Genomic DNA, 14084 nt, shown 5'->3' on the forward strand with positions numbered 1-14084 from the left:
GGGGGATTAGCTCAGCTGGCTAGAGCGCTTGCATGGCATGCAAGAGGTCATCGGTTCGACTCCGATATTCTCCACTCTTTTCTGCTCACGATTGGTGAGCATCACGCACAACAAACGGGGGATTAGCTCAGCTGGCTAGAGCGCTTGCATGGCATGCAAGAGGTCATCGGTTCGACTCCGATATTCTCCACTCCCGTTGCAAAAGCCCAACCTTGCGGTTGGGCTTTTTTGTTTTTGGGGCACGCGCCCAGCCAGCACGCGCGACAGCCCCACCTGCAAACCAGATGGGGCCGTCGTAGGTGTTAAGCAACCTAGCAGAGAGCCTCGCTACACGAATAGCCCCTCTACCGACAAGTACCGCTCGCCGGTATCGTAGCAGAAGGTGAGCACGCGGCCGCCCTGGGGTACTTCGTCCAGCTTTTTGGCTACGGCAGCCAATGAGGCGCCGGAGGACACACCCATAAAGATACCTTCCTCGCGGGCAGCGCGGCGGGCCATGTCGAAGGCTTCCTGCTGGCTTACCTGAATGGTGCCGTCGAGGACGTTCTGGTGCAGGTTGGCCGGAATGAAGCCGGCTCCGATGCCCTGGATGGGGTGCGGGCCGGGGGCTCCGCCGCTGATAACCGGTGAGAGTTCCGGTTCCACGGCAAACACCTTCATGTTCGGGAATTTCGGCTTGAGGACTTCGGCTACGCCCGTAAGGTGGCCACCGGTACCCACGCCAGTGATGTAAAAGTCAAAACCCTCGGGGGCATCCCGCAAAATTTCCTGGGCGGTAGTTTCTCGGTGCACTTTGATGTTGGCCGGGTTTTCGAACTGCATGGGCATCCAAGCGCCGGGCGTGTTCTGCACCAGCTCGTGGGCTTTCTCGATGGCACCTTTCATACCTTTTTCACGGGGCGTCAGCTCCAGGTTGGCCCCGTAGGCGGCCATCAGGCGGCGGCGCTCAATGCTCATGCTCTCGGGCATTACCAGCGTGAGCTTGTAGCCTTTTACGGCAGCAACCATGGCCAGGCCCACGCCGGTGTTGCCCGAAGTAGGCTCCACGATGGTGCTGTCGGGCGTGAGGGTGCCGTCCTGCTCGGCCTGCTCAATCATGCTGAGGGCAATACGGTCTTTGATGCTGCCGCCGGGGTTGGCGCGCTCCAGCTTCACCCACACTTCCACATCGGGACGGTGAGCGAACAGCTTGTTGAGGCGCAGCAGCGGCGTGTTGCCAATAGTGTCAAGAATGGAATTAGCTTTCATCTGGTAGATGGTTGAAAAGTTGAATTGCTGAATAGTTGAAGGGGTGAATGACTGAATGGAGTGTGGGTTAAACAGATGTAAGGTCCAAAAACCGTATGCTCAATTCAGCCATCCAACCGTCCAGCCATCCCTTGTCAAATGGAAAATATGATGTCCTCAGCGGGGTCTTGGGAGCGGGTGACGTGGATTTGAGCCTGGTGGTACACGCGGGAGTGCGAGGGTACGCTTTCCGTGAGCCACACATTACCGCCAATAATACTGTGGCTGCCCACCGTGGTGTTGCCGCCCAAAATAGTGGCCCCGGCGTAAATCACCACATGGTCTTCGATGGTGGGGTGGCGCTTGATGCCCTGTAGATGCTTGGCGACGCTGAGGGCGCCCAGCGTAACACCCTGGAAAATCTTAACTCCCGCGCCAATCACGCAGGTTTCGCCGATAACCAGGCCGGTGCCGTGGTCGATACAGAATGAAGGGCCGATGCGGGCTCCGGGGTGAATATCAATACCGGTGCGCTGGTGGGCATACTCGCTCAGGAGCCGAGGCACGCGCGGGATACCGCGCAGGTAGAGCCCATGCGCGAAGCGGTGCATGGCAATGGCGTAGAAGCCTGGGTAGGTACTAATAACCTCAGCCAAGCCCTGCGCGGCGGGGTCGGCGGCTACGATGGCCGCAGCATCCAGCAGCAGCGTGTGGCGCAGGAACGGCAGAGCTGCTACCAGCGCCGCCGCCAGCTCGGCCGCCGGCTGCGCTGTGGGCATCATTCGGAGTAAATGCGCCAGGTCTTCCTGCAACAGGCGCAGCGTAGCGGCAATGGCATCGGCATCACGCAGGGGGCGGGCCGCCCGCTCGGGAAACAGCAACTCCAGCAACTGGTCGGCCAGCTGACAGAAGGCAGCAGCGGGCAGGGGGGTGGCCGTTTGCTGGTGGGCCTGGGTTAAGGAGTGTAAGAAATCAGAATCGTACATAGCCGTGCGTGCAGGGAAAGGCCGGGAGCCGGCGGTAAGATACACGCCCCGCAGCTTGGGTTAACCAAGGCCTGACCGGAAGGTTTGCGGGGCACCCACCAGTAACCCAGCCGTAGCGGCGTGCGTTAGCCCACGGACACATCCTTACTTACACCTTTTAGTTTCGCTACAATCATGGCTGATACCACCATCACCAAAGTAGACTCCCGCCACTCTCCTAGCGGCCCCGAAGGCGAGAAATACCTAGCCTCGGGTACACACATTTCGATGCGCATGTGGGAGAACGAACAGCCCGGCGAGCCGAAAGAGCCCTCCTCCCGCCCCTACGAAACGGTAGGCTACGTGCTACAGGGCCGGGCTGAGCTGCACCTGGAAGGCCAGATGGTGGTACTAGAGCAAGGCAACTCCTGGGTAGTACCCAAGGGAGCCTCGCACACTTACAAGATTCTGGAATCCTTCTCGGCCATCGAAGCCACTACCCCACCCGCCCAGGTACACGGCCGCGACGAAGCGTAACCCAGCTTCAAGTACCTGATTTTAATTGAAAGCCCCAGCAGTTTGCACGTTGATAACCGACGCATGCAAACTGCTGGGACTTCGCTTTTAAAGGGCCGCTGGTAATTTATTTCACCAGCTCCACCTTATCAATCCGGTCCCCGATTTCTAAGCGGCTGACTACATCCATGCCCTGTACTACCTGGGCGAAGATGGTGTAACGGCCGTCGAGGTGGGGTGTAGGGGCGTGGGTGATAAACCACTGGCAGCTTTCGGTGTCTTTACCAGCAGAGGCCAAGCCTACCGCGCCTTCGCCGTAGCGCAGATCGGCAAATTCGGAGCGAAGGTTGTAGTCGGAGCTGCCCCAACCGTCGCCGCGGGGGCAGCCGCCTTGAGCCACAAAGTTGGGTACTACCCGGTGGAAGTTCTTGCCGTTATAGAAACCCTGGCGGATTAAGGCCACGAAGCTGGCTACTGAGCCAGGCGCCTGCTCTACCAATAGCCGCATCACTACATCACCCTTACTGGTGTGCACCACGGCACGCTGCCCGGCCGGAATGGTATTCACCAATCCCCAATCAATGGGGTGGGTGGCGGCCTGCGCAACGGGCGTGGGCGTAGCGGGCCGCTGCTGCAGAAAATCAATGGTTTGCTGCAACGACTGCCAAGCTTCCAGGTCGCGAGGTAACACGAGCTGGTCACGGGCCTGCAGCAGGAAGTCGGGGTTAGGCAGCAGGCGGCGCAGGTCCAGTTTAGGGTCCCGAATGGCTTCGGCGGCCGTGCCCATCATGGCCACGTCGCCGCTAAGCACGCCTTTACGCAGGGCCAGCGCCACCTCGGGGTAGCGGGCGGCCGGGAAATCACGCTGCCGCCGCAGGGCCACTAAGGCCTCCATGCCGTAAGTTCCTACCACCAGCGGCCGGCCAGCCGCAAAGGTGGCTTGTTGCACGAAATCGAAGGCGGCGGGGTCCTCACTTAGGGCTTTCAGCAAGTAGCCTTTCTCATACACATCCGTAGCCGCCGTGTACCGCTCTTCAATAGCCCGACGGATGGCGGCCCGCTCGGGACCCGGCTGGCGCAGGGCGGCGGCCAGCAAGGTGGCCCGCACCCGCCATTGGGGCAGACGGTTGGCCTTCTCCAGGAAAAGCGTACCGGGCTCATCGACCGCATTGGCCAGGAAAAACTCGGCAGCGGTAAGGGCTACCTGAGCATTTTCGTCGGTGAGGGCGGCCCACGCAGCTTCTTTCACAGGCGCGTACATGGCTTTGTTCATGGCCCGCAGAGCACTCACCCGCACCCGGTAATCAGTGTCGCGGCGGGCCAGGGCGACCAGCGTGGCGGGCACGGCGGGGTCGGTGGCGGCTTTGCCGAGGGCGGCCGCGGCCCCACTGCGCACGGCATAGTCGGCATCCTGTTGCGCGGCGGCGCTGATGTCGGCCGCAAACGGGGCCAGATTCAGTCCCCGGGTACGGGCCAGCGCATTAGCCGCGGCCAGCCGGGCGCTGGTGGGGTTGCTGCGGCCCAGCAGCTGCACCAGCCGCTTCACGGCTGCTTCGGAGGTGAGGCCGCGCAGGCCGGCCCGGTACAGGGCCCAGGCCTGGCCGCTGAACGTAGCGGTGTCGGCGGGCAGGTTGGCCGGGAGCTTAGTGAGTAGCACAAAAGTACCGCGGGAAGTGCAGCGGCCTAATGCTTCCAGCTCGTAGCGGCGCACCGTTGGGTTGGCTTCTTTCACTACCTGCCGCCACAGCGTGGTTTCGGCCGTGGAGTCGGCGGTTTGGCCCAGGGCGTAGGCGGCTTGGCGGCGCACGGTCCAGTCAGTGTCCTCCAAAGCGTTTGCCAGACTAGCAGTAGCCGCCTTATCCTGCACGGAGGCCAGGGCTTCGGCAGCGGCGCGGCGGTAGCGGGCTTCGGGGTGATTTAGGTACGGCAGCAGCCCGGTGGTACGACGGGCATCCTGCAGCGTAGCAATGCGGCGGAAAGTGCTGTCGTTGGCGAAACGGTTGACGGTGGCCGGGGTGGAAGTGGCGGAAGGATGCGGGGCGCAGGCCTGGAGCAGCGCCCAGCCGGTGGCGGCCAGGCTGGCGGTGAGGCGGTACGAGAAAGAGTGGCTCATGGGTCCCCTAAGGTAAATACTCTGCCCACGAAGGCAACGCTTCCCCCGCAAAACCCATCTATCCGGGCGTACGCCCTCCGGTGATAAATTGAGCGGGGGCCGCTAGAAGGAAACGTAGTTTATCCGTGCATATTTACAGCAGCATCCCTCCTTCCATGTTCCGCGCGCTTTCCTGCTGGCTGTTTTTTCTGCTCCTGCTCCTGGCAGCCCAGCCCGGCTATTGCCAAAACAAGCCGACTGCCCCACCTCCTCGCAAAGTGCTTACCGTGCGCCTGACGCTGCCTACGGTAGTTGGCAAAGTGGGCGAAATAGCCGGGTGGATTCCCCGCGCCGCGCCCGACAAGAAAAACAGCCCTACCAGCAACCCCGTGGTAACGCTGGCCGTGCCCCTACCCCGCTTTTTGAGTGGCTCTGATCCGGCTCCGCGTCAGCCATAATTGCCTTCTACTTACCCAAGCTCCCATTTCCTTCCCTTCCCCCCGAAATCTTCAGCTGAATGGACGTAAACGCCTCTGTGTTATTTACCATTGGCATTGCTGCCATCGTAGTGCGCAGCCTCCGCCGGTTCCTGGATTTGCCCACGCGCTTTCCCCGGCTCAATGCCTTGCTGAACTATTTCTGGCTGCCCGGGGCGGTCCTCTACGCGTTTTCCTTGCTGGTTCACTGGAAAACCGACCGGCTCGACGAACTTTATATGCTGTTCGTGCTGGTCGTAGTGGTATTTGTGCTGCTGCGGAGCCAGGATTACCGCCCGGCCCGCACGCTGCTGCTGGCGGTGGCTCCGTTTGTGCTCTACTCCATTATTGAGTTGACCGCCGCCGGGCTGAGCAGCTGGTTTATCAAGGAGTATGATGATGCCTTCGACACGTCCAAAGTATTCGCCATTATCTGGCTCATCACCTTCGTATTCATTGCCCGCAACCAGAAAAAGCACCTGGAGGCGGAGCGGGTGGTGCGGGAGGCAGAGGAAAAGGAAAAACGCGCCATTGCCGCCCAAAACGCCGAGCTGGAACGGCTGGTAGCCGAGCGGACATCCTCCCTAACCCAACAAACCGAGGAGTTGCAGCACGCGCTGGAGGAGCTAAAAACTACCCAGGCCCAACTGATTCAGGCCGAAAAAATGGCCAGCCTGGGTGAGTTGACGGCCGGCATTGCCCACGAAATTCAGAACCCGCTCAACTTCGTGACCAACTTCTCCGATGTATCGGCCGAACTGGTGCAGGAGTTGGAAGAGGAGCAGCAGCGCCCCGAGCGGGACCATGAGCTGGAAGCGGAGCTATTGGCCGACCTGCGCCAGAACCTGCAGAAAATTACCCACCACGGGCAGCGGGCGGCCAGCATTGTGCGGGGCATGTTGGAACACAGCCGCGCCAGCACTGGGGAGCGGCAACCCACCGACCTCAATACCCTGGCCGACGAGTACCTGCGCCTGGCTTACCACGGCCTGCGGGCCAAGGATAAAACCTTTAACGCCACCCTTAACACCCACTTCGACCCTACTCTGGTGAAAGTGGATGCCGTGGCTCAGGATTTGGGCCGGGTGCTGCTGAACCTGTTTACCAACGCCTTCTACGCCGTGCAGAAGCGCAAAGAAGCCAGCCCCGCCGATTTTGCGCCCACCGTGAGCGTAACTACCCGCCAGCTGCCCACCGGCGACGTGGAGGTGCGGGTACGCGACAACGGAACCGGCATTCCGGCCAGTGTGCGCCAGAAAATCTTCCAGCCCTTCTTCACCACCAAGCCCACCGGCGAGGGCACCGGCCTGGGCCTCTCGCTCAGCTACGACATCGTAACCAAAGCCCACGGCGGCACGCTGGAGGTAGAATCGGAAGAAGGCCAGGGCACTGAGTTCATTATTACGTTGCCAGCCTAAAAAGGCCATTGGCTGGTAGTTTCTGTTAGTTTTGCTGTTGATGAAGATCTTAGTTGTTGATGACGAACAAGACGTGCGGACCCTGTTTGAGCAGCGGTTCCGGCGCGAAATCCGGAGTGGCGTATTCACGTTTTCGTTTGCGTATTCCGGTGAGGAAGCCTTAGACTACCTGCACGGGCACGCCTCGGAGGTAGTGTTGATTCTGAGCGACATTAACATGCCCGGCATGAGCGGGCTGGAGCTGCTGCGCCACATCCGGCAGGAGTACGGGGCCCCGCCGCCCGCCCCTCCCCAGGTAATGATGATTACCGCCTACGGCGACGAGGCCAGTCGTCAGCAGGCCCTGGAGCTGGGGGCCAACGACTTCCTGGCGAAACCCGTAGATTTTGCCGCCCTCAAGGAAAAACTGCTGCACCTCACCGAGCATGAAAACTAAGATTCTGGTAGTGGATGATGAAGCAGACCTGGAGCTGCTCATCAAACAGAAATTCCGGCGCAAAATCCGGGAGAGTGTGTACGAGTTTGTATTTGCCAGCAACGGCCAGGAGGCCCTGAATACCCTGCAGCAACACCCCGACCTCGACATCATCCTCTCCGACATCAACATGCCGGTGATGGACGGCCTCACCTTGCTCAGCAAGCTGCAGGAGGCCAACCCGGTGCTGAAGACGGTGATGGTATCGGCCTACGGGGATATGCAGAACATCCGCACGGCCATGAACCGGGGCGCGTTTGACTTCGTGACCAAGCCCGTGGATTTCCAGGACCTGGAAACGACCATGGACAAAACCGCCCAGCACGTGCAGCAACTGCGCGAAACGCTGCGGGCCATCCAGGAAAACAACATCCTGCGCATGTACGTGGATGAAACCGTGCTGAAGTTCGTGGAACGCCCCGAGTTTCAGAACACGCTCATGGCCTCCGAAACGGTGGAAGCCACGGTGGTCTTCATCGACATCTGCGGGTTCACCAGCCTCTCGGAGGTACTGCCGCCCGCCGACATTGTGACGATGCTGAACCGCTACTTCGACCAGATGGTGCAGGAAGTCATTGCCCAGGGCGGCTACATCGATAAGTTCATGGGCGACGCCGTAATGGCCGTTTTCCGGGGCGAGTACCACCTCGACCGGGGGATTGATGCGGCCCTGGCCGTGCGCCAGGTAGTGCAGGCCAACAACGATATGCTGCCCGACGGCCGCCCCTACCAGCCGGAGGTCAGCATTGGCATCAACACCGGCGAAATGGTATCGGGCAATATCGGCTCGGCCTCGCTCAAGCGCCTCGACTACACCGTTATTGGCGACAACGTGAACGTGAGCCAGCGCCTGCAATCCGTAGCTCAACCCGGCCAGATTATCATCACCGAATCCACCTACGAGCGGGTGAAAGAGTCATTCCAGTGCCGCCCGCTGCGCGAGGTAACGCTTAAGAACAAGTCGCAGCCGGTGATGATTTACGAGGTGGTGGCGTAGCAACTACTTTGTCATTGCGAGGCCGAAGGCCGAAGCACCCGAAGGACAGCGCAGCTATTCCTTTCTTCTCGCAGTACCAAGCCCTGGAATACTCAAAATCCCCTGACGCTAGCACTGGCGTCAGGGGATTTCTGCTTTTCTGGGTTTCGCGCTCTGCAAAGGAAGGATTAGCTGCGCTCCGCTCGCAATGACGGGCTTACTTCACCATCTCATTCTGGCGGCGGAGGCGCTGGCAGAGTACGCGCAGGATGTTGCGCAGCACTTCGGGGCGTTCTTCCATCACGTCGTAGAAGTCGTCCTGGTCGAGGCGGAAGGCCAGCACAGGCGTTTGAGCCACGGCCGTGGCCGAGCGGGGCTCGGCATCGAGCAGGGCCAGTTCACCGAAAAATTCGCCCGCCCGGAAGGTGGCCAGCTGCTGGCTGCCGTTGAAGATGCCGACTTCGCCCTCATACACTACAAACAGGGAAGCCCCCAGGTCACCTTTGGCAAAAATCTGCTCCTCCGGGCTGAATTTCACTTCCTGCATGATGGGCACGATGCTGCTGAGCACGTTGGCCGGGGTGGCCGCAAACAGGGCCGTGTGTTGCAGCAGGGCCACCCGGTCGGCGGCGGAAAGGTGCGCGGCGGCGGTGGAATGATGCATAAGCAAATCGGGTAACTCGGGATGATGAGAAAGGGCAGCCTGGTACGCGGCCGGGTACGCGGCCGCCCACTGGGCAAGGCCAGCCCACGCGGCCTCCCGTACCAGCGGACTGGGGCTGGCCGCGTGGGGCCGTAGCAGCTCAAACCCTCCTGCGGCAGGCTGCCACTGCCGCAAGGCCAGACTCAGCGTCCAGTCAGAAAACACGGTTTCACCGTGCTCAGCTACCAGGGCCAGAATGGACGCGGGTGCCGGGGCTGCAGGCAGCAGCCGGTCGAACACGCGGGCTTTTTCGGCGGCGGGGCGCAGCTCCAGCAGGGTTTGCAGGGCCTGGTACACCGGCCGGGCAATCAGGTTGTCCAGGATTTCGAGGGCGTTGGCCTGCCGCTCCCGGGCAGCGTGCGTCACGCTGCGCTGGGCATCGGCAATGGCCTGGGGCGGGTAGAGCTGCAGCAGCAAGCCAAACAGCCGCTGCTCTAAGCGGTGCAGCTCGTAGGCCAGGGCATCGCGCAGGGGCTGGTCGTCGGACGCGGCTTTGCCGTGTAGCAGTTGCCGGGCCAGTAGCAGTTCCTGCTGCAGTAGTGCCTGGAACACGGGGGCATCGGTGGGCTCGGGAGCGAAGTTGCGCAGGGCCCGCAGGGCAGCTTCGCGGTGGGTCAGCTCCGGCCGCTGGGCCAAGGCAACCAGCGCAGCCCGGCTGGCGGGTTGCGGCACGTGACCCAGCAGCTGGGCCACGCGGCGTATCTGGGGCTCGTCGGTTGCAGCGGCCAGTGCCTGCGCCAGAACTGGCACGGCCGCTATTCCCAGTTGCCGAAGCTGGGCGGCGGCAGCGGACCGCGTTGCTCTGCCCTGCAAGGCGTCTATCAGCCCCGGAATATCCTGGTTGGCGGCCGCAGCATGGCCGTTGTGCGTGAGAGTAGCTGGCACCTCATCCGTAGCGAAACGGCGGCTTACGGCGTGCTGTAGCTCCCCCAGATACTGACCGTAGGTTCGGTAGAGCAGTAGCAGAGCGCCAGCCATCAGCAGGGTCATCCAGCCAAACGCAAACCCGGTACCCAACTCTGGCACCAGGTGAGGCAGCGCGAGCAGTACCCCAGCCAGGCCCATGCCCAGCGGCTCGTACAGGCCTTTGGCCAAGGTGTGGGCCTGCAGCCGCTCGGGGGCCGGCAGGGGCTGAAACAATACCAGGAATACGGGGTCGAAGAAGGCGCGACGCAGCACTTCCAGCGTCAGAAACAGGGCGCAGAAGTAGAGCATGAGTCCGGCGGCACTCCAGGAAGCGTTGAGCACATACGCCGCCAAACCGGCCACTACCAGGCCCGGCAGGGCCAGCAGTACCGGCCGCACCCCGGCCCGGTCCAGCACCTTACCCGTTACCAGCAGCTTCACCAGCAACGCCACCAGATAGGTAATGGCCAGCACGGTGCTCACGTAGCGCATCACCACCGACTGGTCGTGGAAGCGGTGCTTCACATTCACAAAAAATGTGTACTCGATGCCCGTGGTAACGGCGGCAATGGCCAGCATGCTCAGGCACATCGTCAGTACCAGGCGGCTGCTGCCAAACCACCGCTGCAACGGGGCCGCCACAGCTTCGGTGCGGGCGGCGCGGGCCCGGGAATGGGCTTCCACCACGTGCTCCCGGCCGGTAGTGCGCAGTACCAGCAAAGCGCCCACGTACGCCCCGAAAGCCAGCAGCAGCAGCCACAGCAACTCGGTGTGGTGATGAATGAGCAGGGCCAGCACGGCACCCAGGGCCTTGGCGGGCATATCGCCGGAGCTGATGACGCTGAACAGCCGCCGCCCCTGCCGCACATCAAATACCACCGCCGATACGCCCCAGAACTCCAGGTTGGTGAGCAGGTAAATAACGCGGTAGCCCGTCATGATGGCCACGGCCGCGGCCACCGAATGGCCCACCGCCACCAGCACGCCCAGCATGGCCATCAGGACCACCACCGCCAGCAGCACCCGCACCGCCACGCGCTGCAAGCCCAAGTGGTGCTCGAAATGCTCGTAGATGCGGCCCGCCCCCATCATGGCCAAAGCCGCCACGCCATAGGCCAGCGGCAGGTTGCGCTCGGGCTGGTTTTCGAGCAGAATCACGTTGGCGGCCACGTACACCAGAATGGTGCCGATACCGAGCAGAAAATTGTGGAGAAAGAATAGCCCGACCGTACGGCCTTCCTCCGGACGGATGCCCAGCAACTGTTGCCAACGTGCGCGCAAGGTCATGGGGGGTAATGAGGGAATAGGATGATGGGGGACGGTGGTGAACTACGACAGGTACTAAGAAAAGAAATTGAGAAAGGCGGCCGGTGCCGCTACCTTCTCCGTCACTTCATTTCTCCATCATTTCATCACTACTTCGCCGCAAGATAGGAGCCTTCAGGCGGGTTACTGCCGATTTTTTGCGCTATTTACGGCCTCTACGCTCAGCCTGCCACCACATGGACTGCCTCCGCGCCGAAGCTTACATCCTCTCTCAACTTCGTCAGCACCTCTCGCCTACTCTCTATTACCACGGCCTGCACCACACGCTGGATGTAGTGGAGCAGGCACTTTCCTTGGCGCAAGCGGCGGACGTTACCGATGAGGAACAGGTAACGCTGCTGCGCACCGCCGCGCTGTACCACGACTCCGGCTTTCTGACCACCTACCAAGGCCACGAAGCCGCTGGCTGCGCCCTGGTCCGGCGGGTTCTCCCCGATTTTGGCTATCAGCCGGCTCAGATTGCGCTGATTGAGGAGCTGATTATGGCCACGCGCATGCCCCAAACGCCCGGCGCGCTGCCCCTGGCCCGCATCCTCTGCGACGCCGACCTGGACTACCTGGGCCGCCCCGATTTCTGGCCCATCAGTCAGTCGCTCTACGATGAGCTGGCCGCCCGCGGCATGGTAAGCGACAAAACCGCCTGGCTGCAGCTCCAGGTTGATTTCCTGAGCAGCCACCGCTACTGGACAACTACTGCCACCGCCCGCCGCGAAGCTCAAAAACAAGCTCGCTTAGCTGAGGTACAGCAGCAGTTGGCGGCCCTGTAGAAACGAGCACTCCGGAGTCTACACTTCCGCCAAAGCCTTATCCAAGGCGGCAAACAACACCTTGTTTCCCTGCTGCGCATAGCCCGCCAGCGCCTGCTCAAATCCGGAGAGGTCGTACAGGAAGGCCTTCAGGTTATCGGGGGTGATGGCGGAGAAGTGGCGGCCGTAGCCCAGCTTCTCTATTTCGGCGGCGTTCAAGAACTGCTCAAACTGGGCCGGAATGGGAATGGCACACACCGGCTTGTGCAGGTACACGGCCTCGCTGATGAGCGAGAAACCACCGTTGGTTACCACGGCCCGGGCGCTGGCTAAGTCGTCCAGAAAGCCAGCTTCGCTGAAGGCCCGCAACTGTACGTTGCCGTGCGTTTCCTCCCGGTTGAAGCCGTACACCCGAAACTCTTGCCCCGGCAGTTGCTGCAACTGCGCCACCAAGTCCTTCTGCGTAGTGGCCGACTGGTACACCAGCACGTGCTGGCCTTTGGTAGGCCGCAACGCCAGCACCTCGGGCCGCAGAATGGGCGGTACCAGCGTGGTGCGCTCCTTGATAACCGGCAGCGGAAAAAACGTGGACACCAGATACTGCTGACTGCCGGGCAGCTTGGCCCGCACAATTTGCCGGGCCAGCGTGAGGTTGCCCCGCTCCTGGGCCGGTACCGTAATATCCAGCGCCGCCCGGCTGATAATCTGCATATTATCGATGCTGATGATGGGCAGGCCCTTCCACTTGGCAAACAGGAAGCTGAATGACTCAAAATCGGAAATAACCACCTCGGGCTCGAAGTCGCAGAGCAGCTCTCGGTACTTGCGGAAGTTGATGAGCAGGTTTTCCGGAGCCGTGCGCAGCGTGAGGGCCGCCGTGCGCGACTTGGACACCGTGAGGTGCTTGTAAGCGAGGTGAAAACCCCGGATTTCGTGCACCCGACCAGGGAAGTTGGCCGCCAGCATCTGGTAGGCCCGGGAGCTGCTTACCACGCACACGTTATGTCCCTGACTGAGCAGATGGCCAATAACTACTTTGCTGCGCGTGGCGTGGCCCAGCCCTTCGCCCGGCACTCCGTACAGGATATTCATCGTGCGCTGAATTATCGGCGGGTAGTAGGAATACGGAACTGTACACCCAGGCTGGGAATAAAGGTGAGGCCGCTGAGCTTGGCCGTTTTGTTGTTCAGCAGTTGATACTCGCCGTAGTTCTGGTAATACACTGACAGAGCCGGAATAAAGTAAACGTAGCGGTAACCCAGCTTGGCATTGAAAAAGGCCCCGTAAGAGCCAAAATTGCGGCGCGCCGAGGGCAGTGCCGGCAGCGCCAGCCGGCCAGCTGCATCAAACACATTCCGGGGTTGAAAGCCGTATTTGAAAAAACTGTGCGCGTATACTACCCCGTAGGAAATGGCCCCTATTTCCTCTTCAACACCCAAAGATTTACTGAACACCAGTGGCACAATCAGGTCGTGGCGGCTGGCTTCAAAACCCAGAAAATCGGTTATATTGTCCAGGAACGGGACGCTGGGCAGCTTGCTGCGCTGGGTAGCAAACTGCAGCCCAATGCTACCATAGGTAGCCCCCGCTGCCCGGCTACCCGGGTTTTCTGGCGTGCCCACCGGCCCCAGAAACTGGTACATGGCATCGAAAACGTGGGAGCCAAAACCATACTTGTAGCCCACATCTACCCGGTCGATAACGCCGTAGCGGATGTATAGGTCGGAGGTGGGGCGTACGGGGTCCAGCACGTAGGCCAGGGCCCCAATCTGCAGCTTATCGAGGGTCTGGTTGTAGCGAATAGTGTCCTCCTTCGTTTTAGCGGCCGCCGACCGGGCCGCATCTATTAGCGCCGAGCCGGTTTTGCTCAGGGTTTCGGTGGGCACGTTGAAGGCCATGTTACCGCCCACCTTAAACTCGCCGCGGGGCGTTACTTTGCCGGTGCTCACAATGGCCCGGGGGGCAGTGCAGGAAGCTGAAAACAGCAGCCCAGCACCTGCTATAACGCTCAGAACAGAGGGGAAGGAGAAGAATTTATGCATCAGCGCAAGAAGTGGAAAGGAGCAAAACCGGCTATCGGCTAAAATCAAGCCGAAAGTAGGAAAAGACCCGCAACCCCATCCTGCTTATCTTCGGCAGCCGCTGTAAGCTCGTGCGCTGTAGCTGAGTTGGCCTGAGCACCACAGGTCCATTTGCACTAGCTCCAAGTGTTACCGAATTGTTACGCCAGGCGTTGAAAATGCTGTATCTTTCCCTTC

Annotated in this window: 12 protein-coding genes and 2 tRNA genes; 8 read left to right on the forward strand and 6 right to left on the reverse strand. The window is 61.0% G+C overall.

Annotated elements, in window-relative coordinates; translation table 11 throughout:
- Both LF252_RS18075 and LF252_RS18080 read left to right on the forward strand, forming a co-directional pair.
- A tRNA-Ala gene (locus tag LF252_RS18075) sits at positions 1 to 74 on the forward strand.
- Between the two features lie 42 nt (positions 75 to 116).
- Positions 117 to 190: transfer RNA gene (locus LF252_RS18080), tRNA-Ala, on the forward strand.
- Positions 191 to 327: 137 nt separating this feature from the next.
- Here LF252_RS18080 and cysK read toward each other — a convergent pair.
- Complete coding sequence (gene cysK / locus LF252_RS18085; protein ID WP_226270997.1) at positions 328 to 1248, reverse strand: cysteine synthase A; 921 nt, start codon at positions 1246 to 1248, stop codon at positions 328 to 330.
- Between the two features lie 134 nt (positions 1249 to 1382).
- The gene (locus LF252_RS18090; RefSeq protein ID WP_226270998.1) at positions 1383 to 2213 is read right to left on the reverse strand and encodes a serine O-acetyltransferase; all 831 of its coding nucleotides are present in this window, start codon (positions 2211 to 2213) and stop codon (positions 1383 to 1385) included.
- A gap of 174 nt (positions 2214 to 2387) precedes the next feature.
- Here LF252_RS18090 and LF252_RS18095 point away from each other — a divergent pair, with 174 nt between their 5' ends.
- A complete protein-coding gene (locus LF252_RS18095) occupies positions 2388 to 2729 on the forward strand; it encodes a cupin domain-containing protein (RefSeq protein WP_226270999.1) in 342 nt (113 codons plus the stop codon).
- A gap of 106 nt (positions 2730 to 2835) precedes the next feature.
- On the opposite strand, the gene LF252_RS18100 is transcribed toward LF252_RS18095, so the two are convergent.
- A complete protein-coding gene (locus tag LF252_RS18100; RefSeq protein WP_226271000.1) occupies positions 2836 to 4821 on the reverse strand; it encodes a peptidylprolyl isomerase in 1986 nt (661 codons plus the stop codon).
- 155 nt (positions 4822 to 4976) lie between these two features.
- On the opposite strand from LF252_RS18100, the gene LF252_RS18105 reads away from it, so the two are divergent.
- The 4 genes from LF252_RS18105 to LF252_RS18120 are packed head-to-tail and all read left to right on the forward strand — an operon-like array spanning position 4977 to position 8166.
- Positions 4977 to 5258, forward strand: a complete 282-nt coding sequence (locus tag LF252_RS18105; RefSeq protein ID WP_226271001.1) for a hypothetical protein — start codon at positions 4977 to 4979, stop codon at positions 5256 to 5258.
- 59 nt (positions 5259 to 5317) lie between these two features.
- Entirely contained in the window at positions 5318 to 6694 is a 1377-nt protein-coding gene (locus LF252_RS18110; RefSeq protein ID WP_226271002.1) for a sensor histidine kinase, read from the forward strand.
- A gap of 40 nt (positions 6695 to 6734) precedes the next feature.
- Positions 6735 to 7130: a response regulator gene (locus LF252_RS18115; RefSeq protein ID WP_226271003.1), complete on the forward strand. Its 396-nt coding sequence runs from the start codon at positions 6735 to 6737 to the stop codon at positions 7128 to 7130.
- Entirely contained in the window at positions 7120 to 8166 is a 1047-nt protein-coding gene (locus LF252_RS18120; protein ID WP_226271004.1) for an adenylate/guanylate cyclase domain-containing protein, read from the forward strand. Before LF252_RS18115 ends, LF252_RS18120 begins: the two co-directional genes overlap by 11 nt.
- A gap of 196 nt (positions 8167 to 8362) precedes the next feature.
- Here LF252_RS18120 and LF252_RS18125 read toward each other — a convergent pair whose 3' ends face one another.
- Positions 8363 to 11041, reverse strand: a complete 2679-nt coding sequence (locus LF252_RS18125) for a cyclic nucleotide-binding domain-containing protein (RefSeq protein ID WP_226271005.1) — start codon at positions 11039 to 11041, stop codon at positions 8363 to 8365.
- 215 nt (positions 11042 to 11256) lie between these two features.
- Here LF252_RS18125 and LF252_RS18130 point away from each other — a divergent pair, with 215 nt between their 5' ends.
- Positions 11257 to 11847: an HD domain-containing protein gene (locus tag LF252_RS18130; protein WP_226271006.1), complete on the forward strand. Its 591-nt coding sequence runs from the start codon at positions 11257 to 11259 to the stop codon at positions 11845 to 11847.
- An 18-nt stretch (positions 11848 to 11865) separates the two neighbouring features.
- Here the strand turns inward: LF252_RS18130 and LF252_RS18135 are convergent, their stop codons facing one another.
- Together LF252_RS18135 and LF252_RS18140 are read right to left on the reverse strand one after the other, a co-directional pair.
- The gene (locus tag LF252_RS18135; RefSeq protein ID WP_226271007.1) at positions 11866 to 12918 is read right to left on the reverse strand and encodes an MJ1255/VC2487 family glycosyltransferase; all 1053 of its coding nucleotides are present in this window, start codon (positions 12916 to 12918) and stop codon (positions 11866 to 11868) included.
- A gap of 11 nt (positions 12919 to 12929) precedes the next feature.
- A complete protein-coding gene (locus LF252_RS18140; RefSeq protein WP_226271008.1) occupies positions 12930 to 13868 on the reverse strand; it encodes a hypothetical protein in 939 nt (312 codons plus the stop codon).
- Positions 13869 to 14084 lie beyond the last annotated feature (216 nt).

The organism is Hymenobacter pini (genome assembly GCF_020421205.1).
GTDB lineage: Bacteria > Bacteroidota > Bacteroidia > Cytophagales > Hymenobacteraceae > Hymenobacter > Hymenobacter pini.

Excerpts from the sequence above, each read along its gene's own strand:
- cysK (WP_226270997.1), bottom strand. The coding sequence starts at position 1,248 with ATGAAAGCTAATTCCATTCTTGACACTATTGGCAACACGCCGCTGCTG.
- LF252_RS18090 (WP_226270998.1), bottom strand. The coding sequence starts at position 2,213 with ATGTACGATTCTGATTTCTTACACTCCTTAACCCAGGCCCACCAGCAA.
- LF252_RS18095 (WP_226270999.1), top strand. The coding sequence starts at position 2,388 with ATGGCTGATACCACCATCACCAAAGTAGACTCCCGCCACTCTCCTAGC.
- LF252_RS18100 (WP_226271000.1), bottom strand. The coding sequence starts at position 4,821 with ATGAGCCACTCTTTCTCGTACCGCCTCACCGCCAGCCTGGCCGCCACC.
- LF252_RS18105 (WP_226271001.1), top strand. The coding sequence starts at position 4,977 with ATGTTCCGCGCGCTTTCCTGCTGGCTGTTTTTTCTGCTCCTGCTCCTG.
- LF252_RS18110 (WP_226271002.1), top strand. The coding sequence starts at position 5,318 with ATGGACGTAAACGCCTCTGTGTTATTTACCATTGGCATTGCTGCCATC.
- LF252_RS18115 (WP_226271003.1), top strand. The coding sequence starts at position 6,735 with ATGAAGATCTTAGTTGTTGATGACGAACAAGACGTGCGGACCCTGTTT.
- LF252_RS18120 (WP_226271004.1), top strand. The coding sequence starts at position 7,120 with ATGAAAACTAAGATTCTGGTAGTGGATGATGAAGCAGACCTGGAGCTG.
- LF252_RS18125 (WP_226271005.1), bottom strand. The coding sequence starts at position 11,041 with ATGACCTTGCGCGCACGTTGGCAACAGTTGCTGGGCATCCGTCCGGAG.
- LF252_RS18130 (WP_226271006.1), top strand. The coding sequence starts at position 11,257 with ATGGACTGCCTCCGCGCCGAAGCTTACATCCTCTCTCAACTTCGTCAG.
- LF252_RS18135 (WP_226271007.1), bottom strand. The coding sequence starts at position 12,918 with ATGAATATCCTGTACGGAGTGCCGGGCGAAGGGCTGGGCCACGCCACG.
- LF252_RS18140 (WP_226271008.1), bottom strand. The coding sequence starts at position 13,868 with ATGCATAAATTCTTCTCCTTCCCCTCTGTTCTGAGCGTTATAGCAGGT.